This window comes from Pseudomonas sp. GW822-FHT07A10 (assembly GCF_058798795.1).
In genome coordinates this window covers 239,292-262,531 of sequence record NZ_JBXAKV010000007.1, presented here as the reverse complement: position 1 = coordinate 262,531, position 23,240 = coordinate 239,292, and the positions used below count along the sequence as shown (strand labels likewise).

At 58.7% G+C, this 23,240-nt stretch carries 18 protein-coding genes; 14 read left to right on the top strand and 4 right to left on the bottom strand.

All coding sequences use genetic code 11. The features are described 5' to 3' along the window. Window positions 1-132 precede the first annotated feature (132 nt). From AC1RL4_RS14695 to AC1RL4_RS14685, 3 genes are read left to right on the top strand one after another with little or no spacing between them, the layout of a single operon-like run. Window positions 133-1,308 carry an acetyl-CoA acetyltransferase gene (locus tag AC1RL4_RS14695; RefSeq protein WP_026331957.1) on the top strand — a complete coding sequence of 392 codons (1,176 nt, stop codon included), beginning with the start codon at window positions 133-135 and terminating at the stop codon, window positions 1,306-1,308. A 2-nt stretch (window positions 1,309-1,310) separates the two neighbouring features. Next, window positions 1,311-2,852, top strand: coding sequence for a class I adenylate-forming enzyme family protein (locus AC1RL4_RS14690; protein WP_019582639.1), 1,542 nt, complete (start codon window positions 1,311-1,313; stop codon window positions 2,850-2,852). A 41-nt stretch (window positions 2,853-2,893) separates the two neighbouring features. Then, entirely contained in the window at window positions 2,894-4,234 is a 1,341-nt protein-coding gene (locus tag AC1RL4_RS14685) for an MFS transporter (protein WP_028939921.1), read from the top strand. 839 nt (window positions 4,235-5,073) lie between these two features. Here the strand turns inward: AC1RL4_RS14685 and AC1RL4_RS14680 are convergent. The 4 genes from AC1RL4_RS14680 to AC1RL4_RS14665 all read right to left on the bottom strand — a co-directional run bounded on the left by AC1RL4_RS14680 (window position 5,074) and on the right by AC1RL4_RS14665 (window position 8,635). Next, entirely contained in the window at window positions 5,074-5,520 is a 447-nt protein-coding gene (locus AC1RL4_RS14680; RefSeq protein WP_158245522.1) for a MarR family winged helix-turn-helix transcriptional regulator, read from the bottom strand. Window positions 5,521-5,654: 134 nt separating this feature from the next. Beyond that, window positions 5,655-6,779 (bottom strand): hypothetical protein, encoded by a 1,125-nt coding sequence (locus AC1RL4_RS14675; RefSeq protein WP_493119625.1) that lies wholly within the window; start codon window positions 6,777-6,779, stop codon window positions 5,655-5,657. Continuing rightward, window positions 6,754-8,115 (bottom strand): cytochrome P450, encoded by a 1,362-nt coding sequence (locus tag AC1RL4_RS14670; protein ID WP_493119624.1) that lies wholly within the window; start codon window positions 8,113-8,115, stop codon window positions 6,754-6,756. The genes AC1RL4_RS14675 and AC1RL4_RS14670 overlap by 26 nt, the downstream gene beginning before the upstream one ends. 22 nt (window positions 8,116-8,137) lie before the next feature. After that, window positions 8,138-8,635, bottom strand: a complete 498-nt coding sequence (locus AC1RL4_RS14665; protein WP_086945965.1) for a DUF1330 domain-containing protein — start codon at window positions 8,633-8,635, stop codon at window positions 8,138-8,140. A 141-nt stretch (window positions 8,636-8,776) separates the two neighbouring features. Here AC1RL4_RS14665 and AC1RL4_RS14660 point away from each other — a divergent pair, with 141 nt between their 5' ends. From AC1RL4_RS14660 to AC1RL4_RS14610, 11 genes are all read left to right on the top strand, one after another. Continuing rightward, window positions 8,777-11,107 (top strand): efflux RND transporter permease subunit, encoded by a 2,331-nt coding sequence (locus tag AC1RL4_RS14660; protein ID WP_493119623.1) that lies wholly within the window; start codon window positions 8,777-8,779, stop codon window positions 11,105-11,107. After that, window positions 11,055-11,840 carry an outer membrane lipoprotein-sorting protein gene (locus tag AC1RL4_RS14655; RefSeq protein ID WP_493119622.1) on the top strand — a complete coding sequence of 262 codons (786 nt, stop codon included), beginning with the start codon at window positions 11,055-11,057 and terminating at the stop codon, window positions 11,838-11,840. Before AC1RL4_RS14660 ends, AC1RL4_RS14655 begins: the two co-directional genes overlap by 53 nt. A 15-nt stretch (window positions 11,841-11,855) precedes the next feature. Next, on the top strand, window positions 11,856-12,962 hold the full coding sequence (locus AC1RL4_RS14650) for a DNA alkylation repair protein (protein ID WP_493119621.1): 1,107 nt from the start codon (window positions 11,856-11,858) through the stop codon (window positions 12,960-12,962). 30 nt (window positions 12,963-12,992) lie between these two features. Beyond that, entirely contained in the window at window positions 12,993-14,021 is a 1,029-nt protein-coding gene (locus tag AC1RL4_RS14645; protein WP_493119620.1) for a methyltransferase, read from the top strand. A 151-nt stretch (window positions 14,022-14,172) separates the two neighbouring features. Next, window positions 14,173-15,774, top strand: coding sequence for an NAD(P)-binding domain-containing protein (locus AC1RL4_RS14640; protein WP_258698311.1), 1,602 nt, complete (start codon window positions 14,173-14,175; stop codon window positions 15,772-15,774). A gap of 12 nt (window positions 15,775-15,786) precedes the next feature. Continuing rightward, window positions 15,787-16,605, top strand: a complete 819-nt coding sequence (locus AC1RL4_RS14635) for an amidohydrolase family protein (protein ID WP_493119619.1) — start codon at window positions 15,787-15,789, stop codon at window positions 16,603-16,605. 10 nt (window positions 16,606-16,615) lie between these two features. Then, window positions 16,616-17,944 (top strand): coproporphyrinogen-III oxidase family protein, encoded by a 1,329-nt coding sequence (locus tag AC1RL4_RS14630; protein WP_090180048.1) that lies wholly within the window; start codon window positions 16,616-16,618, stop codon window positions 17,942-17,944. Between the two features lie 11 nt (window positions 17,945-17,955). Then, window positions 17,956-19,239, top strand: a complete 1,284-nt coding sequence (locus AC1RL4_RS14625) for an ATP-grasp domain-containing protein (RefSeq protein ID WP_493119618.1) — start codon at window positions 17,956-17,958, stop codon at window positions 19,237-19,239. Further along, window positions 19,229-20,677 carry a pyridoxal phosphate-dependent decarboxylase family protein gene (locus AC1RL4_RS14620; RefSeq protein WP_493119617.1) on the top strand — a complete coding sequence of 483 codons (1,449 nt, stop codon included), beginning with the start codon at window positions 19,229-19,231 and terminating at the stop codon, window positions 20,675-20,677. The genes AC1RL4_RS14625 and AC1RL4_RS14620 overlap by 11 nt, the downstream gene beginning before the upstream one ends. After that, window positions 20,677-21,945: a cation:proton antiporter gene (locus tag AC1RL4_RS14615; RefSeq protein WP_493119616.1), complete on the top strand. Its 1,269-nt coding sequence runs from the start codon at window positions 20,677-20,679 to the stop codon at window positions 21,943-21,945. The genes AC1RL4_RS14620 and AC1RL4_RS14615 overlap by 1 nt, the downstream gene beginning before the upstream one ends. Window positions 21,946-22,303: 358 nt before the next feature. Next, entirely contained in the window at window positions 22,304-22,651 is a 348-nt protein-coding gene (locus tag AC1RL4_RS14610; protein ID WP_493119615.1) for a LasR-specific antiactivator QslA, read from the top strand. Window positions 22,652-23,240: the final 589 nt, after the last annotated feature.

Here is a 23,240-nt window from a genome sequence, read left to right as displayed (position 1 = left end):
ACAATCCCTTACTAACGATACCGTGGGTCAGTGCGGTTACTTATGCGAGTACGTAGTTGTACGAACTAGCGAGTGATCCGGGCGGTAGGTCATTGTAATGAATACCTGATCCACGCACAGAAGAAAATCACCATGCCCCATTCCGTTTCCATCGTCGCTGCCGCTCACTCCCGTTTTGGTCGTCTGGACGGTTCTACGCTGGAAGACCTTATCGTGCAGGTTACCCGCGAAGCCCTGGCGGATGCCGCCATCGACGCCTCAGAAATCGACGCCCTGTTCCTCGGGCATTTCAATTCGGGGATGGTTGCGGATGGTTTTCCCGCTTCATTGATGCTGCAAGCCGACGCAGGCTTGCGCTTCAAGCCTGCCACCCGTTGTGAAAACGCCTGCGCCTCGGGCTCGGCGGCGATTCACGCGGGGATCAATGCGATCCTCTCAGGCTCTGCTGAGCTGGTGTTGATCGTGGGCGCCGAGAAGATGACTTCCAACTCTACAGCCGAGGTCACCAAGGCACTGGCCGGTGCCGGTTATCAGAACGACGCCCAAGAGGCCGGGCTCAGTTTTCCGCAGTTGTTCGGCCTGGCTGCGCAACAGTACCGTGACCGCTACCAGTGCCCGATGGCATCGATGGCCGCCATCGCCACCAAAAACCACTCCAACGCCATGGCCAATCCCTTGGCGCAGATGCACCGGGTCATGGATTTCGAACATTGCAACAATGTGTCCAAAACCAATCCGTATGTGGCGCAGGCGCTGCGTCTGACCGACTGTTCACTGATCAGCGATGGGGCTGCTGCCATTGTGCTGGCCTCGTCCAGGCGAGCCAGCCAGTTTCGCCGTGAGGTGCTGATTCGCTCGGTGGCTCAAGTCAACGATTTCCTGCCGATTGCCCAGCGTGACATCATCGCGTTTGAAGGTCCTCGGCGTGCGATCCATTCGGCTTTGCGCGGGGCTAATGTCACCTTGGGCGATCTGAGTTTTGCCGAGGTCCATGACTGTTTCACCATTGCCGAACTGCTGATCTACGAAGCCATGGGCCTGGCCCCCAAAGGCGAGGGGCACCGAGCGCTGGATGACGGTACTGTGCGGGCGGGCGGGCGTTTGCCGGTGAACCTGTCTGGCGGGCTCAAGGCCAAGGGGCATCCAGTGGGCGCCACGGGGGTATCGATGCACGCTATGGCCTTTTGGCAGTTGACGGGCGAGCCTGTCGGCCTGGCCGTGCCGAACCCCGAGTTCGGTCTGTTGTTCAATATGGGTGGCATGGCGGTCGCCAATTATGCCTCGGTGCTTCAGGCTCACAGGGCTTGAGCATGAACATTGCCAACTGGCTGAACGACGCCGGCCGACGCTGGCCAGAACGTCCTGCGTTATTTGAGGGGCAGCGGCAAGTCGCCGACTACGCCACGTTTGCCGCTCATGTCCGTAGTCGTGCCGCGCAGCTCATAGGCGAGCACGGCATTGCGCCCGGCGACCGTGTGGCACTGTTCATGAAGAACAGTTGCGAATACCTCGAATTACTCTATTGCATCTGGTGGATTGGCGCGGTCGCGGTGCCGATCAACTGCAAGCTGCACCCTGTTGAAGCTGGCTGGATCGCCAACGATGCGCAAGCCCGTCTGATCTTCACCGAGGGCGGTAAGGTGTTCCCGCCCGAGATGTTGCCGCAGGGCTGTCGTGAACTGAATGAAGCGGACAGTGTGGTGTGTGCTTCGTTCGATGCGACGACGTTGGAAGATCCTTGCTCTCGTGATGCCGATGACCTTGCCTGGCTGTTCTACACCTCCGGCACCACCGGGCGATCCAAGGGGGTGATGCTATCCCACGGCAACCTGACGGCCATGTCGCTGTGTTATCCGCTCGACGTTGATCCGGTCAGTCCGGATGATGCAGTGGTGTACGCGGCCCCGATGTCCCATGGCGCCGGCCTCTACAACTTTATCCATGTGCGTTGCGGGGCTCGCCATGTTGTCCCCGAATCCCGTGGTTTCAAGGCCGACGAGCTGTTCGAGCTGGCGAGCGGGCTGGGCGATCTCATGTTGTTCGCCGCGCCAACCATGGTCAAGCGCATGGTTGAACAGGCTCGGCGCCAAGGCTACGGCGGCGACGGGATCAAAACCATTGTCTACGGCGGCGCGCCGATGTACCTGAAGGATCTGCAAGAAGCGGTCGAGACCTTTGGCGCGCGGCTGGTGCAGATCTATGGTCAGGGGGAGAGCCCGATGACGATCAGCGCGTTGTCGCGTGAGTTGATCGCGGATCGAAACCGTCCCGACTGGGCGTCTCTGGCAGCTTCCGTGGGGCGGGCACATTCGTGTATGGAGATCAGGATTCTGAACCCTGAGCACCGGCCGTTGCCTCCCGGCCAGTCAGGGGAAATCGCCGTGCGTGGTCCCACCGTCATGCAAGGCTACTGGCGCAACGACGCGGCGACTCGCCAGACCTTGGTGGATGGCTGGCTGTTAACCGGCGACATTGGCTTTCTTGATCACGCGGGTTATCTGACGCTCACCGATCGCTCCAAGGATGTGATCATTTCCGGCGGCTGCAATGTGTACCCTCGGGAAGTAGAAGAGGTGTTGTCGCAGCACCCGGAAGTATTTGAAGTCTGTGTGGTTGGCGAGCCAGATGTGCAGTGGGGGGAAATGGTGGTAGCGTTCGTCGTTCCCCGTACAGCAGGATCGCTCGATGAATCTTTGCTCAACGCATGGTTCGTCGAACGCATGGCGTCATTCAAAAAACCGAAGAAGTACGTATTTTGCACGGAGCTGCCCAAGAACAGTTACGGCAAGATCCTCAAGACCGAGCTGCGCCTCTGGTTGAAGGAGGTCGCGAACGGCACTGCAGTTCCCTGAGTTGTGTTTCCCATGGATAAAATCAGACAGGAGTCCCTCACGTGGGCATTCAACAGAAAAACCCGGCCCGGCAACGGCGTCGGGCGTTTATCGGTGCAACGTCCGGCCACCTGATCGAGTGGTACGACTACGGCGTCTATGGTTTTCTCGCCGTCTATATCGGCAAGGCGTTCTTCGTCTCTGATGACCCGACTACCAGCCTGCTCGCCAGTTTTGCGGCTTTTGCCTTGAGCTTTTTCATCCGGCCTCTGGGAGGGCTGTTCTTCGGTCCGCTGGCGGACAAGATCGGTCGGCGCAAAACCCTGATCACCGTACTGGTGATGATGGCCGGTTCGACCTTCTTGCTGGGGTTGCTGCCGACCTATGCCTCGATAGGGATTGCAGCGCCGATCATTCTGGTGTTGATCCGCTGTGTACAGGGCTTCTCGGCCGGCGGCGAAATCGGCACCATCACCAGCTTCATCTCCGAGTACGCCGGGCCTGGGCGACGCGGCTTCGCCACATGCTGGTTGATGGTAACGGCGGTGCTCGGACTGTTACTGGGCGGTGCCGTGGCCAACGGCATGACTTGGGTCATGGGCGCTGACCTGATGCAAGCCTGGGGTTGGCGCATTCCGTTTTTGATTGCGGCGCCTCTGGGCCTGATCTCGATGTACATTCGCCTGAAGCTTGAAGACAGTCCCGAGTTCCTGGCATTGCAGCGCGCGGGGGAAACCTCCAAGGCGCCTCTGCGAGAAGTCTGGCAGTGGAAACGGGCGATTGCCCTGGTGTTCTTCATCATTACTCTGCACAGCTCGATCTTCTATCTGGTGCTGACCTTTGTCTCGACCTACATGTCGAGCATTCTCAAGTTCGACAGCGGCACGACCTTGCTCTACGTCTTCGTTGCCAGCTTATCGGCCGCAGTCGTCATGCCATTTGGCGGTGCGTTCACGGATAGAAACGGGCGTAAGCCGTTTCTGTTGGTGGTCGGCACCCTGGCCACCCTGGCGATGTACTGGCTCTTCAAATCGGCCCCCACGGCGACGCCTGCTTCGTTTATCTACCCGTTGATGTCGGTGGCCATCCTGTTCGGCCTGTATGCCTCGTCGACTTATGCATTAATGAGCGAGTTGTTGCCCACCCGAATCCGCTCCACCGGTATCGCGGTGGCGTACAACATTCCGGTGGCGGTATTCGGTGGTAGCGCACCGTTGATTTCTACCTGGCTGATCAAGGTGACCGGAGACATTACGTCGCCCTGGTACTTTTACATAGGCACGGGGGTGGTGTCGTTGATTGCGCTGGTGCTGTTACGCAAGGAGGATTTTGTCGCCTGTGCAAGTCCCGTCGAGGTGCCGGGCGTTGGGCGAGCTGATATGGCGTTGGCCCCCGCGCCTTGAGCATGCACGCGATAGACAAAACCCCAGATGCAACAAGGCCCGCGCAAGACGGGCTTTGTTAATGCTTGAGGATAGGCTCGCACAAGAGGGGCGAACCAGATTTCATTGATGGATTTCAGGCACAAAAAAAGACGTCCGTGGACGTCTTTTTTCGTTGAAGTGGTGGGCCGGGGTAATTTGAATTGGTTCTGTAAGTTGTTGATTTATAACATTTATAATTATTTTTATTTTTAGTTGGAATACCAATTGGAATACTGCACTCCAACCGTGATTGGCAGTGAACTGCTCATAGCTGCCAGTGGCGACAGGCAAAAATCGGCCACAAGCTGCCGTCCAGGCGGATCACTACCATGCGGCACGGTTTAGCTTGAGCTGCCCGCGGCTTCAGCTTTGTGATAGCAGCTCAGGGCATCGCTAGCCTGCTACATCAGAGGCTCGCCTGCTTCGATCATCCCCTGTAGGGTCCGCTTCATTGATGCTTACCTCGTGATAGTCAGGCCAGCCCAGTGAGACGGTGACTTGCCTGCACGAACCGACACTCCAACGGATAGGACACATGACAACAGCAGAGAATGGCGGCTCTATCTTCATCTCGTACGCCTGGGGCGCAGGACTCAAAAAAAAGGAGTGGGTTCAACGCGGTTACCGACTCCCCCTTAGCTTTTGCCCGCCGGCATGCCCTCTCCGAGCCCGAGCGGCTGACGTTGATGTATTGTATCGACCGCTTGGATTTTGAATTTTTCGGGATAACGCGGGTTGCTTATGGCACCTCTTAATGGGCCTCATTTAAGGGATGGAGGTGTCTAGAAACTAGGGACGATTCAGCAGAATTTTAATGCTTACTCAGCGTCTATGAGGTGTCTGATCTGATCGACCACTCTGATCAGCGAAAGCTTGTCCTCTTTTCGGATAGCTTCAGATAACAAACGATCAGCAACCATCATCGACTGATGGACTTCCTTACGTAGCTCTTCCCCCTGAAGAGTAAGGAACACTAAGGTTTGACGTCGGTTCGACGGTAGCACTTCTCGTCTGATCAGGCTGCTGCCCTCCATGCGCTTTAGCAGCCCGGACACTGCCGAGATGTCTATTTCAAGCTGATGCGCAATATCTCCCACCAGAATGCCCTTATCCGTTTGGCAAAGCTCCAGAAGGTAGCTCTGCTGTGCGGATATACCTTCAGGCAGGTACTTTCTATAGAACTCAGAAATGCCTCGCCATCCACGATAGAAGTTGAAGCAAAACAGGTTGCGTAGTACGGGTTCAGCATTGCTGTTACGTGCCACTATTCGTACCTCTGAATGCAGTGGGCGATCGAGCAAAACGCGTTCAGGCTGGCCTCATGCCCTGAAAACCATCCTGTAGTTTGTTGTTGCCACGCGTAAAGCAGGGCAGAGCTAAAAACGGGCTGCCGGTATGATCAAAACGCATAGGATAGCCCAACGGACAGGTACCTTGCTCGGTACATACCGCCGCTGTTGAGCAGCAGACTCAGTTGCTCATCAAGGCGCCGGCTGCCCTGAACTTTCAGACCCCATAAGCCACTTTGGCGATCCCTCACGGTGGATACCAGCAGGTTGGTGTCCGCGACGTCGTTGGCAATCCATCGGACTCCCAGCATCTCGCCGCATGACGCAATGATGCTGTCGCATCGGGTGTCGGTCAGGTGCTCGTACAGCAGGGATAGGTCACTGGCACCATTGAAGGCCGACACCCAGGTATATTCGAAGCCCGAGACACTGGCCCGATCAACCCCGTACTCACTGTCCTGAAGCAACGCTTCAAGCTTCAACAGCCAGGCGCCCAGGGTGACTTGAGTGTCGACGGCGAGCCTGTCCACTTCAGGGTACGCCGGGTCGAAACTGGAAGGTGAGTGCCCCGCGTAGGGGTCGCGGCTGTGACCCCGAAAGTAACTGAGGCCAATATCCGCAGGGCCGGCTACCTGAGTGGCGCGCACGGCAAAGTCGGTCTGGCCGGAGCAGCGTAGTGGCGTGAAGAGGTTCTGCTCATAGGCAGGGTCCTGCGCGCCATGTTCACCGAAGATCAGCGCGTCCGGACGCTCGCGATAGCAGGGTAGGACATACAGCGTCATGTTCTGCCCCAGGCCGCGATAGCCCACCGAGGCCATAGGTTGTGAGAGGCGAGCGTCTCCATCTGGGTCGAACCTGAGGTCAACCTGATTCACCACGTCGACCAGATGCCGGGACTCGGTGACCCCCCAAAACACCCGGCTTAGTCCGACCCCCAGTTGCCAAGGCCCCGGTCGGTAGGACAACGAAAACTCGCGCAGGTCCGCGGCGTCGTATCGGTCCAGCCCCGCCCACTGTAATTCCACCTCCATGTCCAACGACATCTGCTCGAGCAGTGGTTCATGGCGATCCCACTTGAACTGCAGACCTGCAAAAGACGTGCGCGCCGGCTCGTAGCCATTACCCTGGAATGTCAGCTTGTACTGCTCCTCTGTGCTGCTTGCGCAGGGGCTCAAGGTGATTGTCAGGCAAGCCAGCAGCAGTCCTCGGCTAAATCGCGACAGTGGATATGCCATGAGCTACGCGCCTGGTCAGAGAAGTCTTCAGGCCATTGCGAGTCCGTAGAACGAATGCCGGTTCAATTTCAGGCAAGTGTTCCGGGCGCACATTGAGCTCGTAGTTTGTCAGCACCTGCCGGAGCAGCGCCTTCAATTGCAAGTGTGCCAAGCCGATGCCAATGCACTTCATCCGTCCGCCGCCAAAGGGAAAGAAGGCGTACTTGGGACGGCTGGGCGCCGTCGCCGCAAAATGCTCGGGATGGTAGTCCAGAGGCCGCTCCCAGAAGGATGGGTCACGGTGAGTCACCCAAGGACTCATGATGATGTTGGTGCCTCCCGGCACCCGTTGGCCACCGAGTACGCATGGTTGGGCGGCTTTGCGATCGATTAGCCACAGCGGTGGCGACAGGCGCATGGATTCGTTAAAGCATTGTTCCAGCACGGGCGTGTCTTTCAGGTCGAGCCGGCTGCTGGTGGCGACTGAATTCAATTCATCGCGTACCGCCTGCTGCCAGCTCGGGTATTTGGCAAGATCGCCCAAGGTCCACATCATGGCTGAGGCGACGGTGTCGAAGCCGGCCAGGAACACGCCCATGATTTCCCGCAGGATGTGCTGATCATCGAGGGCCTGGCCTTGTTCATCGCGGTAGTCGATCAAGTCGCCAAGGAAACCGCCAGCGGCTGCGTCGGTACTGCTGCGATGCTGGGCAATGATTTCCAGCAGGACCGTGGCGATTTGCCCGGCGGCGTTGTGCAGCCGGCGGTTGTTCGGCGTCGGCAACCAATCGGGAAGCGGAACCGGCGAGGACAGACGGATATTCATGTAGCGCAGGCTCAGGGTCCAGCCGTGCGAGATGCGCGCAATAGCCTGGGCGCCGATGCGGTGTCCGAAGAGAAACTGGGTCAGCACGTCCATGGCGTACTCGACCATTTCGTGTTGCAGGTCGATGTCGCCGTTGTGGTCCACGCGATTGGACCAGTCGGCCACGCGTTCGTGAGCCAGGGCGTCGACATTCAGCGCGAGCTCACGCAGGCGCGGCAGGGCAAACGACGGGATGACCGCCTTGCGCTGCTCCTTCCACTTCTGGCCGTCGGCGATGATCATGCTGCCACCCGCCAGGGGGCCGAAGGCCGCGGCGATATCGCTGCGACCGAAGTTTTCGCCCTGGAAAATGGTATCGAGATCGGCCGGGTCGAAGGCCAGGCAGAAGGAAGCCCCAAAACCGACGGGCAATCGTACGAGGGTACCGTAGCGCTGCCGACACTCGTTCAAGAGTGCCAGCGGTTCGTTACGAAACCGCTCAGAACAGCCGAAAAGCATATGCCCGCGAGGGCCTGGCGCAAAAGCGTTCATCCTATCGTCCTTGATTGCAGCTTTAGGCGGCTTGGATCGGTGCCATGGCGAAGGCGCCACCGAATACCGCGCTGGAAGCCGCAGTCCGATTGCGGTAGTCGGGGTCTTGCATCAGTTGGCCCACGGCGTCCGCCGACGGGAATTCGATGATCTCGAAGCCGTCGAAGGACCACTGCTCACCACGTTCTGTGACAGCGCTGATCACCACGTGCCCACCGTGGCGGGTTAGGGCTGGTTCGCGGTCGGCGACATACTTGGCCAGGGCATCGGCGTTGTCTGAGGCATTAGGTGCCTGGAACTGAAAGGCCACCAGCATGGTGGGGCCCTGGACTTCGGCCCAGCGCGCGAGATCCTGTTTGACGCCTGTCACGTGAACCCCCGGTTGCCCGTCCGCCGCAGGGGAAAGTTGCAGGCGACGCACTTCCAGTTCCCCAAACATCGGTTGGGAAACCCGACCGTCCAGCACTACAGCCGATGCCGCGGTGGGCTGATTTGCTTCGCTGATTACGTTCAGCTTCATGTCTTGCTCCTTTATATGACGTCATATTTGACGTAAAAAAACTACAAGCTAAATGTTTGCACGTCAACTGTTGACGTAAAAGATGTTGTTCTATAGCTTGCGCACCGTCGATCACATGGCCCTTTTGGAACGGATGTCAAAATGATGAGAACGATAGTGTCAGGTGTAGTGCGCTTGCGATGGGGGTTCCTGCTGCTGTTTCTAGGGCTGGCATATCTGGCCAGCCTAGGGCAGAGCCGACTCGGCTTCAGTACCGATTACCGGGTGTATCTTGCCCCGGACAATCCGGAGCTGATGGCGCAGGAGCAGATGCAGGCGACCTTTGACCGGTCGGACAACCTGTTCATTGTGGTGGCGCCGGAGTCGGGCGACGTGTTCAGCCAGTCGTCCCTTGAAGCGCAGCAATGGATCACCCAGCGCGCCTGGCAGACACCTTATTCGGTGCGGGTGGATTCCCTCAGCAACTTCCAGAATATCGACGCCGACGCGGACAACATCCAGGTCGCCGATCTGGTGCGTAATGCCGCTGCCCTGAACGAACAGCAGCGTCAGCGGGTCCGCACCATCGCCTTGTCAGAGCCGCAGCTGGTGGGCCGCTTGGTGTCCAAAGCCGGCAGCGTCGCCGCGGTCAATGTGGTGTATCACCTGGCCGGGGTTTCTCCTTATGAGAATAGCGAGGTGGTGAGCTTCGCCCGTCAGCTGGCGGAGGAGGCGCAAGCCAAGTTTCCCGGGATCAAAGTGCACCTGACGGGCATGGCGATGTACAACAACGCCTTCCTAGAAGCCGCCTTGGGTGACGCCGCCAACCTGACCCCTTGGGTCTATCTGGTGATCCTGATCGCCGCGCTGATCATGCTGCGCAGCGTGCTGGCCACGGTGGCAGCGGTGGCGGTGGTGTATCTGGCCATGACCAGCGCCGAGGGCATCGCGGGCTGGCTGGGCATGAGCCTGACGTCGCTCTCGGCGTCTGCGCCGCTGGTGATTCTGATGATCGCCGTGGCGGACTCGGTGCATGTGCTGTCGGTCACCCTGATGCATCTGCGTAAGGGTGCTACCCGGTTGGATGCATTGCGTGAAGCGCTGCACGAAACCCTTGTGCCGGTCACCGTGACCAGTCTGACCACCGCGGTGGCTTTCCTGTCCCTGAACTTCAGCGAGATCCCGCCTTTCCGTGACCTGGGCAACATCGTCTCGATCGGCATCGCCCTGGCCTGGTTGTTCACCCTGTTTCTGCTGCCGGGCCTGGTTGCGCTGCTGCCACTCAAGCCCAGCGCCAAAGGTGATCCGCTTGAACATGCAATGACCCGCTTCGGCACTTGGGTACAATCACGCTCGCGGATGTTGATGTGGCTAAGCATCCCTGTAGTAGTGGTGCTGGCCTCGTTGGCCGGGCGCAATGAGCTCAATGACCAGTATCTGCGCTGGTTCAGCCCGGAGACTGCTTTCCGGCAGGCCAATGACTACACCGAGCAGAACCTCACCGGTCTTTACACCATCGAGTATGCGCTCAAGTCCAAATCAAGCAGCGGCGTGAATGACCCGGTCTTTCTGGCTCAGGTGGAAGCCTATACCACTTGGTTGCGCCAACAGTCGGAAGTCGCCCATGTCAGTTCGCTCTCGGACGTGGTCAAGCGAGTCAACCGTAGCCTGACCACTGGCACCGAGGATGCTTATCGGCTGCCGGAAAGCACCGAAGTGGCGGCGCAGAGCCTGCTGCTGTACGAGCAGTCCTTACCTTATGGCCTTGACCTGAACAACCAGATCGATGTCAGCCGCACGGTCACCCGGAGCGTGGTGGCCCTGCACGAACTGAGTACCCGGCAGATGCTCGACTTCGAGCGTCGCTCGATGTCGTGGCTGGCCAGCAACGCGCCGGGAATCGAAGCCAAGGCCGCCAGCACCACATTGATCTTCGCCCACATCGGCCAGCGCAATATCGAGAGCATGATGTGGGGGATCATCGCCTCGGCGGCGGTGGTTGCGTTCTTGCTGATGCTGCTGTTCCGCTCCTGGAAACTGGGCCTGCTGTCCATGGTGCCGAACGTAATTCCGGCAGCCATGGCCCTGGGTATCTGGTGGCTCTGCGTTGGGCAGGTTGGGTTCTCGGTGGCCATCGTCGCCTCCATGACCCTGGGGGTGGTGGTCGATGACACCATCCACTTTATGTACGCGGTGTTGCAGCGGGTCAAGTCCCACGGCCAGACGGTGGGTGAAGCGGTTGTCGAGGCTTTCACCAGCACGGCCCCGGCCTTGTTGGTGACCTCGCTGACCTTGACGGCCGGGTTCCTGGTCCAGGCAACATCCGAGTTCGCCTTGAACCAGGAAATGGGGCTGATGACCGCCCTGACATTAGTGATTGCTCTGCTGGCGGATTTTTTCCTGCTGCCAGGGTTGCTTGAACTGACATTGGAGAAGAAGCGTGAAAGGACTGAAGAGCGTGAAGTACCTGGCGATGCTGTTCTGCCTCGTTGAGATGAGCGTGGCCGTGGCGGATGAGAAAGGTCAGGAGATCGCCAGGCAGGCGGACCAGCACAACATCGGCTGGAAGGACATGTCGGCGGATCTGCAAATGGAATTGCGTAATGCCTACGGCGCGATAAGTACCCGTGAGTTGGCGGTGCAGTTTTTTGAAGTGCATGCCGATGGCGACAAGAGCCTGGTGCGTTTTCTGAGTCCGGCGGACGTGCGTGGCACTACTTTACTGACCCACGCCCATAGCCTGACCTCGGATGATCAGTGGCAGTTTTTCCCGTCGCTGCGTCGGGTCAAACGGATTGCTTCGGAGAACAAGTCAGGCCCATTTATGGGCAGTGAGTTCGCCTACGAGGACATGGCCAGTTGGGAACTCGATAAGTATCAGTACCAGTATCTGGGGGACGAGGTAGTCGATGGGTTGGACGCGTACAAGCTGGAAATGACCCCAGCTTACCCGCGTTCCGGCTACACCCGTCAGGTCACCTGGCTCGACAAACAGTATTACCGGCCGCTCAAGGTCGAATACTACGACCGCAAGAATGCGCTGCTCAAAACCCAGACCTACAGCGGTTATGGTGTTTACCTGGACCGCTACTGGCGGGCCAGCGAGATGCGAATGGTCAACCACCAGACCGGCAAACAGACCTGGATGCGCTGGAGCAACTACCGCTTTGGCAATGGCTACAACGAGCTGACATTTGATAAGAGCAGCCTCGACGCTCAGCGTTGACTCAAGGGAGATGTCATGGACTTCAAGGATTACTTCGATCATCCGCTCGGCGTCGAGTTGGGCGGTCGCGCTGCCGCGCTGCTAGCGAGCTTCGATCAGCAGCGCTACAGCGCGTCGTTGCCTGCGGACCTGCGACCGCTGGAGATGAAGGCCCGGGTCAAGGCCATGGCCAACGCCCTCTGGGATGGTTTGGGCCTGGAGTTTGTGCCGGCGGCCCAGGTACTGGTTAGCATGCTTGACCCGATCCCCGGGACCCGCTTTGGTCGCATGACCGGGTTCCCGGTGTGGGTGATCGCCGATATTTTCGAAACCCGCGGTCTTGAGCACTTTGAGCCCGCCATGCAGGCGATCAAGAAGGTGACTCAGCACTTCACCGGCGAGTTCGCCATCCGGCCTTATCTGGATGCCTACCTGGAGCCTACATTGCAGGTGCTGGCCGGCTGGGTCAGCGATGACAGCCCCGACGTGCGCAGGTTGGTTTCGGAGGGCACGCGTCCGCGCCTGCCGTGGGCCTCCCGGGTCCCGAGCCTGTTGGTTGACCCAGCACCGGTCCTGGCCCTACTGGAGCGTCTGCGCAATGATCGCAGCGAGTATGTACGCCGCTCGGTGGCCAACAACCTCAATGACATCAGCAAGGACCATCCCAGCGCCGTGCTCGATGTGCTGGAGCGTTGGCAGGTCGAGGAGCGTGGGCCGCACACCGATTGGGTCATCCGCCATTCGCTGCGTACCCTGGCGCGGCGCGGTGACAGCCGTGCGCTGGAGCTGCTTGGGTATTCCACGGCCGCGCCGGTGCAGGTCAAGCGCTTCCAGGTCGGACCTTCGCAGATCAAGCCTGGGGAGCGTATTTCCCTGGATTGCGATATCCAGATCGACAGCACCTGCGAGCATGGGCTGATGGTCGACTACGCGATTCTCGCACCGGGTGCCCGAGGCCAGATCAACCGCCGGGTGTTCAAGTGGAGCAAGCGCCAGAAGCTGGTCAAGGGTTCGGTGAAGCTGCAGCGCGATCACAGTATCGAAAGCAGTTCGCTGAGAAGTTACTACCCTGGCGCACACGAGGTGCATCTGATCATCAACGGGCAAGTCGTGGCCCAAGGCTCTTTCGAGCTGGGCGTTTAATCACTACATCAGTTGGACAGGGAGGTTGATATGGCAGTACCACCAATGGCCGGGAAGGTCCTGGATCCCGTGAGCCTGGCGCTCTATGGCTTCATGGGCAGCGCAATTCTACTGCAGGGGCATCGACTAGGGGTTTTCCAGGCCCTTGCCAGCGCTGACGTGGGCCCCGGGGCAGACGCTCTGGCACAAACCCTGGCGCTGGATGGCTCCACACTGGAGCGGTTTTTGCGCGGCGCGGTTGCTTGGGGGCTGGTCGAGGAGCAAGCGGGTGGCTATCGACTGTCGGCGTCCGCCCGTGGCGCGCTGGATCCTCAGTCGTCGCGGTATCTGGGGCCTTTGCTCGAACACTTCGACAGCAACACTCTGCCGCTGTTTCGCCACCTTGGCGATGCCGTGGGCAGCGGCCAGGCACAATGGTCGAAACTGGCGCAAGACGCGTCGGCACCCTTCGATTACCTGCTGGCCGAGGACCGTGGCGCGGCGTTCCATGATGCGATGTGGAACCTCAGCCGCGAGCCTTCAGCAGAGTTGGTGAAGCTGGGGGTGCTGGGCGACGCGTCGAGCCTGGTCGACTTGGGGGGCGGCATTGGTACCTTCGCCATCGCCGCTGCACAACAGCATGCCGAGCTCAGGGCGGTGGTGTTCGACCTGCCCGCCGTGGAGCCCCATTGCCTGGCGCGGATCAGCGGGGTGGGGCTGGCCTCAAGGGTCAGCTTTGCGCCGGGTGACTTCTGGTCCGGTGAGCTGCCCCACGCGGATGCCTACTCACTGGGGTTCATTCTCTCTGACTGGAATGACGAGCAATCTCTGCAGCTGCTGCGCCGGGTTCGCCAGACGCTGAATCCCGGAGGGCGAGTTCTGGTACTCGATCGCTTGTTGGAAGCGTCAGGTGCCGAGCCGTTTGCCGCGGTCATGCAGGACCTGGCGATGCTCCTGGAAACCGGCGGGCAACATCGCACGGCGGCTCAGTTTCAGGCGCTGTTGCATGAAGCTGGTTTTACTCGCACCCAAGTGATCAGATCCAACGGTGAGAAACATGCGGTCATTGGATATCTATAACTCCAAGCCGGTTTAACTTTGATGTAAGTCCGTGGCTATCAGGCCAGTTTTACTGTTGATCTGCCCAACTCATTAATTCCGCACCGTAACAGCGTGGACGTCTACGTGCGCGCTGTTCTGGTCAATAAGTGAAACATAAGGAGAGCTTCAAATGTCCGCTGAGAAGACGTATGGATACTTGGTTGTTGGCGCTGGCCCGGGAGGGCTGCAGGCCGGTTATTGCTTACAGCAACAAGGGCGTGATTATCTGATTGTTGAGAGCGGTGGTCGCGCGGGCACATCATTTGAGCGATTTCCGCGGCATAGAAAGTTGATCTCAATAAATAAAGTTCATACCGGTTATTCTGATCCTGAAATTAACTTGCGTTGGGATTGGAACTCGCTGTTAAGCAGCGAAAGCACCGCGGCACGGTTCACCGACTACAGCCAGCGCTATTTTCCCGATGCCGATGACATGCCGCGTTATTTGGACGGTTTTGCCAAAGAGCATCAGCTTAATGTGCGTACCGATAGCTCAGTAGTGAACGTACGTCGTGACCAGGACTTTATCGTCACCTTGTCCACGGGCGAGGAGCTGCGGGCCCGTGTGCTGATCGTCGCCACCGGCGTGCAACTGCCTTGGCTGCCGGACATCGAGGGGATCGAGCACGTCGAGCACTATGTCGATATGGACATCGACCCGGTGCCGTTGACCAACAAGAAAGTGCTGATCCTGGGCAAGGGCAACTCGGGCTTCGAGACCGCCGACGCACTGATCGAGCATGCGGCGATGATCCATGTGGCGAGCCCAAATCCATTGCGTATGGCCTGGTCGACTCACTACGTCGGGCATGTGCGGGCGGTCAACAACAACCTGCTCGACACGTACCAGCTTAAATCGCAGAACGCGATTCTCGACGCTAAACTGCATCGCATCGAGCGTGAGGGTGACAAGTTCAAGGCCTACTTCAGCTACGAGCACGCCGAGGGTGAGCAGGAAGTCATCGAATACGATCGCGTTATTGCCTGTACCGGCTTTCGCTTTGATGATTCGATGTTCGACGAGTCTTGCCGCCCTGAGCTGTGCTCCATGGGCCGATTGCCCGCGCAGCAGGTGGATTGGCAGTCAAAGAATATTCCAGACCTTTACTTTGCCGGCACCTTGATGCAGTACCTCGACTACAAGAAGTACATGTCGGGGTTCATTCACGGTTTCCGTTACAACGTGCGCACTCTGTGCCAGTTGCTGTTGGAGCGCTACGACGGAGTCGCCCTGCCGCAGGCTACCCATGAGTTGCAGGTGGCGCCGGCATGCGAGCGCATCATCGAGCGGGTCAATCAGTCCTCGGCCCTCTGGCAGCAACCAGGCTTCCTGCAAGATGTGATGCTGATAGACCGGCAACAACAGCGCTTGAAATGGCATCTTGAATTGCCCCAGGACTACGTCGCACAACGCTTTGCCGCTGATGAGTACATGACACTGACCTTGGAGTTTGGTCAGCGCAAGTTTGACAACCCTTTCAATGTTTCGCGTATTGCCAGAGAGAACGTCAAACGCGCCGAAGATTCAAACTTTCTACACCCGATTATCCGGCATTACCACGGCGGAGAGTTGCTGGCGGAACATCACATTATTGAAGACTTGGCCGCTGAGTGGCGCGAAGCGGAACACATCGAACCACTATCGGAGTTCCTGCGGCAGCAATTGCTAGTAGAGCAAATCGCTCCAGTTTTTGAAGCTCCGAAACTGTGGAACGTGATTTCGACATTTTAAAAGGATTTAATAATGAACTTCGTAGACTTTCATATTCATGCTGGAAGATTCTCGCTGCTGCGTGACGACATTCAAGGGCTATTGACCAAATTTCCTTTTGAGGAAGGGGTCGATGTTCGTGAGATATTTTCCAATCCATTGGCGTTGAAGGCTTATCTTCAAGAGCGCGGGATGGCACGTGCGGTGATCCTCGCAGAGTGCGGGCCGGGGACCAACTTTTCCATCGACAGCCAGTTGATTCTGGACTTCTGCGGCAGCGATCCTTTCTTTGTACCGTTCGGCAATATCAATCCGCTGCACCACGCTGATCCACTCCAAGAGTGGCACAAGGATTTCGAGCGGGGGATCAAGGGCTACAAGTTCTACCCCGCCGACCATGGGTTTGATCCGTACCTCGACTCGATGATGGCGGTCTATGAAATGTGTGCTGAAGTCGGCCAGCCCATCATGTTCCACACCGGCCTGACTGCGCAGCGCGACACCGAGCAGAAGTTCATCCGGCCTGGGGATTTTCGCCGCCTGGTAGAAACCTTCCCACGGCTCAAGGTGATCTTTGCACACGGCGGCAAGCCGACCTGGTACGACGAGGCGCTTGAGATGGCCTGTCGTTATCCGGGGGTGTACCTGGATACCGCCCTGGTCCCGCCTGAGGTGCTGGTGGACTGGCTGCACGAGCGTCCGGCGGTGCACAGCAAAGTACTTTTCGGCTCCGATCTGCCGGTGTGCGGTAGCTACTCGGCGGTGTGCCAGAAGATTCTCGGCGCCGGCCTTGATCGCGAACTGCTGCAAGCGGTGCTCAGTGGAAACGCCAATCAAGTGTTGGCCGGATAAGGGGAACTCCATGTACGAGGCCTATTATCCGCTGACCTATTACTTCTACCCACTGCTGGGGGACGCTGTACATCAGCGTCTGCCCCAGGTCTTCGAGCGTCCGGTGGCCGCAGGGGTGGAAACCCTGCTCTATGTGCATATTCCGTACTGCCAGGACATGTGTAGGTTCTGCCCGTTTCATGTGCGGGTCGACAAGGACACCGCTGTCTATGAGCGCTACACCAACGCCCTGTGCCAGGACATCCGCACTGAGGCGGCCAGCGTGCGTGGCCGCTCCAGCGAACTGCGGGCTGTGTATTTCGGTGGCGGCTCGCCTTCGGTGCTGTCGCCCGAGCAACTGCAGCGAATTTTCAACACTATCAGAGAGAGTTTCAGCCTCAGCGCCGATGCCGAGATTTCCTTTGAAGGCGAGCCCAAGACCTTGGGCGATCCCTACCGGCTCGAGGTACTCAAGAACGAAGGCGTGCAGCGCATCAGCTTCGGCCTGCAGACTTACGATCCGAAGTTGCGCAAGCACTTCAACATCGCCGCCACCCTAGACGATGTGGCCAATGTCCGCGAGCAGGGACGGCGTTTCGGCTTCGACGAAATCAATGTCGACATGATGTACAACCTGCCGGGCCAGACCTTGGCCTCCCTAGACCGTGATCTGACACGGCTGATCGACGACGGTTTTGACAGCGTCGATTACTACAATCTGCACTACTTCGCGTTCCCGCCGAAGTTCAAGCGCCAGATGGACGAGGGCAGCATTCCAGCCAAGCCTTCGGAGAAAATTATGCTCGCGCTGTTCGAGCAGTTGCGCCACCGCTTGGCCGAGGCTGGCTATGCCAATGTCGCCGATCAGATTTACACCCGTAAGGCGAAGGTCTGTGAGTACTTCCGCCTGCTGTGGGGCGGTGGCAATGGTGAGCATCGTGCCGAGACACTGGCCGTAGGCTCCTCGGCTCGAGGTTATGTGGACGGCTTCAGCTACATGAAGCACAGCAACGTCAACAAGTATATGGACGCCATCGAACAGGGGCTGCCGAGCATCGAGAAAAGCTCGGTGGCGCTGGACCGTCCGGAGAACCGTGGTGCGGTGATGTTTCCCAAGTTCCTACGCCTGGACAAGTCCAGCGAGCGTGCGTTGGCCACGGTCAATCCCGAGCTTATCGCCAGCTGGATCGAACATGGCCTGCTCTCGGAGACCGCGGATGCGTTCGAGGTGTCCCAACGTGGTCGTCTGTGGACCAACAACATGACCACCGACTTGTTCGAAGCCACCCAGCGGCAGGTTGGCGGGCAGGTGCTGACGGTACTGGAGCACAAGCCGGGTGCTCGGACGGGCTCATTCTAAGGAGGGATATTATGTCAGCACATCGTATTGGCGTTATTCATGCCTATCCCAGCCGGAGACTGCTGGATTGTCTGGGCTCCGCGGGTTATCGGGTGGTGTTGATCGGCAACGGACGGTCTCTGGCTGAGCACCCTGCGGTCGAGGCCGTACTGCAGGTGCCCCTGTGGCCGACTGATGCTCTGTTTAGTGCCGTGGCCGAGTACCACGCGGCGCATCCTTTCAGTGCCCTGCTGCCTGTCAATGAGGGCGCGGTAGTGGCAACCGCGCAGTTGTCCGAATGTCTGGGCCTGCCGGGCATGTCGGTGGCCACTGCTGTCTGCAGTCGCAATAAGTACTTGGCCACGCTGTTGTGGGAAGCACAGGGCGTACCGGTGCCGGCGACGCTGCCGTTGACCCTGGAAACCCCGTGGGAGCAGGTCTGCCAGCGGTTAGGGTCACGGGTGGTGGTCAAGCTTAGCGACTCGATGAACAGCCAGGGAGTGATTGCGGTCAGTGATGCATATCAGTACCGGCAAGCCCTTGCGGCACTGCATGAGCTGATCCAGCAGACCACCGATGTCGATCCCCTCAAGGACCGCAATCGCTTTGCCTACGGTCACAGCAGCCTTCAATTGATTGCCCAGAGCTTTTGCGAAGGGCGGGAGGTCAGCGTCGATCTGTTGCTGCGGCCCGACGGCACGGATCAGGTCCTGGCGGTGCTGGAGAAAGAAGGCGGGCAAGGGCCTTACTTTGCTGAATCGGCTTCTGTCTGGCCCACCTCGCTGGAGGCCGAACAGGAGCATTCGATTGGTCAGCTTGCGCTGCGCGCTGCGCGGGCGCTAGGTCTGACCCAGGGCGCCGCACACGTCGAAATCCGCTATCAGCATGGCGTGCCCCGGGTACTTGAAGCGGGGTTGCGTCCTGGCGGCGGCTTCACCGCGCAGACCATCGAGCTGTTGAGCGGGGTCGACGTTTATGCCGCTCAGGTCCGCCTACTTCTGGAACAGGTGCCATTGCCCACGGCGGTGGGTAAGTGTGGTGCGGTGCTGTTTGGTGGTGTGGTGATCGAAGCCAGCGGGACCTTGCTCGCTGTCGAAGGCATGCAGGTCTTTGAGCAACTGGCGGAGTTGCGCGAGCTGGTAGTGCTCGCCCGTCCCGGTGATTGGGTGCAGTCCATGCCCGACTCTGCTCAGCCCCATTACTGTTACTACCTTCTGACGGGAGAGAGTCGTGAGGCATTGCTGGAGATTCACCAAGGTATTCAGCAGCAGGTTCGGTTGCAGGTTGCGGTGCAGGAGGTGACTCATGATTGCTGAGCCGCGCGAGTGGGGCGCCAACCCGCAGATCCTCGCCGCGGGCCAGCGGGTGTTGGAGTTGTTTGCCAGCGTCCAGGGCACGCCCGAGCAATTCCCCCTGTGGTACGCGAGCGATTCGATCGCCGCCCGAACCCAAGACCCAGCCTCGATGCCCGAACACGGTCAGTCGCTGGACGATACCCTGGCCCAGGCCGTGGAGTTGATGCAGCAGGGCCTGTGCAACGTCAGCCACCCGTTGTACTTCGGCTATATTTCGCCGCGGCCTCACCCTGCTGCGGTGCTGGGGGACTTCCTCGGCAGTGCGCTGAATCAGACCCCCGGTGCCTGGCGTGCGGGGCCATCGGCGACCATGGTAGAGGTCGAGGTGCTGCACGCCCTGCGTTCGCTGTTTGGTCTCGACCCGGTTGTCGGGCGTTTGCCCGGCGGGGTATTCACCGGGGGCGGTACGCTGGCCAACCTGATCGGGCTCAAGCTGGCCCGCGAGCAGCTGCACCGCCAGCATCCGGAAATGCTTCGGGCCGGCGGCTTGGGGCCACGGATTTACATGTCCCGAGAGGGGCACTTTTCCATCGCCAAGGCCCTGGACGTGCTAGGTTTTGCCGCGGATGCGCTGGTGGAGATCGACACCGATGAGCAGGGCGCCTTGCTCCCGGAGCAACTGGAGCAGCGACTGGCGCACGACGTTGCGCTCGGCTACACGCCGATGTGCCTGATCGGCGTACTGGGCACCACCGCGACCGGGGCGATTGATCCGTTGCGGCGCATCGGCGAGCTAGCCCGCCGTTACAACGCCTGGTTCCACATTGACGGTGCTGCCGGGCTGGCGCTGGCGGCGTTGCCGGAGGCCCGGCGTCACATGCAGGGATTGAGCGACGCGGACTCCATCACCTTCGACCCCTGCAAGTGGATGTTCGCCTCCTTCGGTGTCGGTTGCCTGCTGGTGCGCAACGGCGAGGTGCTTGGCAGCAGTTTCTGGGCTGGCGGACCTTACTGGGAAGAGCGCGGTGAACTCGACACCTTCAAGATGAACCTCTATGGCACTCGCCAATTTCGTTCGCTGGGCGTGTGGTGCCTGCTGCAGCATCTGGGGCTGGAGGGCTATCGGCAACTGCTGAGGAATATGACCGGCGCGACGGCGCACTTGCGGGCGCTGCTGAGCGCCGATCCAGCTTATCGCTTGATACCCGATCAGCAAATCATGCCGGTGGTTGCCTTTCGGCCTGTGACCGCCAGTGCCGAGTGTGTGACTCGTCTGGTCGAGCTCTGTCAGCAGCGAAACCTAGCTTACCCCAGCGTGCTGGAATGGAAAGGCGAGCGTTATATCCGCGTTGCCATCAGTAACTATCAAACCTCCACGCTGGACGTGGAACGGTTCAAGCAGGCCCTTGACGGGCTGTTGCACGAACTTAGCTTCTCGCCACTCCCTAGGATTTTGTAATGAACAATCCCCACGAAAATCTATTAGTCATTGTGTTGGCGGCTTTGGTCGTCATCATCCTTTGCAGCCAGGTTGCCGGTAAAATCGCTCAGCGTTTTGGGCAACCCATCGCGGTGGGTGAAATCACTGGTGGCATTGTTCTCGGTGCGCTCCTAGGTGGCCTGTGGCCGCAGGGCGGTGCGTATCTGCATGCTAACGCCGGACAGGTGCTGACGGTCATGTCCCAGTTGGGCATAGTGCTGATGATGTTCCAGATCGGCATGGAGTTCGATTTCGGACTGCTGCGCGAGCGTCGTCTCAAGCGTGCCCTGGGCTGGATCACCTTGCTGGGCATTCCGATCCCTTACCTGACCGGGATGTTCTGCGCCTTCATTTATGCTCGCTACTACCCGGTTCCTGATCTGCTCGGGCTGATGCTGGTCTGCGGTATCTCGTTCTCCATCACCGCGCTGCCCATCCTTGGCCGAATCCTCCTAGAACGGAACATGGAAAACAGCGAGACTGGGGTGACCGCGATTGCCGCCGCGGGGATCAACGACCTGATCGGCTGGATTGCCCTGGGCGCAGTGGTGGTGTTCACCAGCGGTCAAGGCGCGGCGCAGACGCTGCTGAAACTGGCGGCTATTGCGCTGTTCTTGGTGGTGTTCTTCCGCTGTGTACGTCCTTGGCTGGTCAAACGCTTGCAAGCTGATACTCAGCATGCTGCCGTACTGAGCGATGCGCATTTTGGCGCGATCATCGGCGGGGTGTTCGTGACCGCGGTCATCACCGCGTGGTTGGGTGTGTTCGCCATTGTTGGTGGCTTTCTGGTGGGCACCGCGTTGTATCAATGCAAAGCCTTGCTTGAGCAATGGAACCTGCGGATGCGCCCTTTCGTTAACATCGTTTTGGTACCAATTTTCTTCTTCTACACAGGTATGAAAGTTGAACTTGGATCCATGGTGACTGCTCAGGACATTCTTTGGTGCCTCGCGTGGGTCTTATGCGCCTGTCTAAGCAAAGGGCTGAGTTGCACCCTGGCCGCCAGGCTGGCGGGATTCTCAATGACTGACTCCTTGAGAATCGGCACGTTGTTGAATACGCGTGCCCTTATGGAGTTAGTGGTTCTGAATATCGCCCACAGCCTTGGCTTGATGCCGCCCCAGCTGTTTTCCATTTTGGTCATTATGGCCTTGGTTTCAACGCTGATCACCTCGCCGCTGCTGAATGCCATCCAGAAGTACAGTGGTCGCTCCGTTTCAGCCCAGCCAGTTGGTCAGTATTCCTAGATAATTTAGCGTCGAGGACGATGTCTTGCAGCGCCTCAAGTTCGGCTTCGATTGCGGTGACTTCGGTGTCGATCAAGTCATAGAGTAAGCTGAATTGAGGAGGATTTAGTTTGAGCTTGTGTTGTCATAATATTTTGTCAAAAGTCGATGCTGGATTTGGGGCGACCTCCTTCTAGGTGTCAAAATATTTTGGTTGGCACCATTTCTGGTCTCAGACTATTAAGTCTGTCTGTGATGATGGGGTTCCAGGGAACAAAAACTGTCGCAGCTTGGAAGCCCTTCTTGGGCTTCCAAGACCCATGCGCGCATCTGAGCGATCAGCATTGAGCTGGCTGTAGAGCTGCTGGATGATGCCGCAGTGTTGTTCGACAAAGCGTTTCGATATCTGACCGGCATCCCAGTTCAGCGCGTTCATCAGCAGATAGGTGAGTACTTTTCTGTCCCCTCCGCTGAAGGTTGTCCTGGTATCCGGACCCCATGGGGCAATGAATTCGGCCCAATGATTGAGGACGGCGTTCGTTGTGCGGAGACTTGGCTTGACGGCTCATCACTGCCGTTATGGTGGGCACTGGCGCAGAGCCGAAAGCGTCATCGCCCAGGGGATTCTCAGGAAGCGTTTGAGGCCGGTTTTCTGCTGCGCTTGCAGCAGACACTGATCATGCGGCGTGAAGCCGCCACCTCTCAATCAGCCAACTTTGATGCTTGAGGCTGTACTTGACGTTTGAGATTTTCTTTTCCCGCCAAACCCTCCGATCCAGCGATCTTTGATCGCGCCGATCGGAGGGTTCGCTCGCTTTTTCTCGAAGCCACCTCGTTCCACCCTCCTATTTCAAATTTGATTAGCGCCACATCTTCTTTTACCCGAGAAATTGCCCACGATATCTATCGAGCGCAACGCAGTTTCAACGTCAGAGCAGAGCTTGTCGTAGGGCTATGGCTAGAGGTGTGGCGACACCGGCGACAACGGCGACAACGGCGACAACCCATACAGAACGGGGCCTGGAGCATGGCGACAAAAGTGGCGACAGTCGCCACTTTTTGCACGCTTTGGCCGTGACGCTTGACCGTCTTTTCGAGTGGGTATAAAAATTGGCACACGGACCGCTGTCGTTGACAGCACCAGCCCAGGTAGCCAGAACCTTCAAGGCTACGCCACTTGCGTGGTGGTTCTCCAGAAGTGCGATTAGCGTCCGGCAGCTCGCACGGTCACTCCCCAGGAGTGATGGATGCCTATTCGACTTATCTGCCCACTGCGGCAGACGATGGAACCTACCTCGCTGCGCTGCAGCAACCTC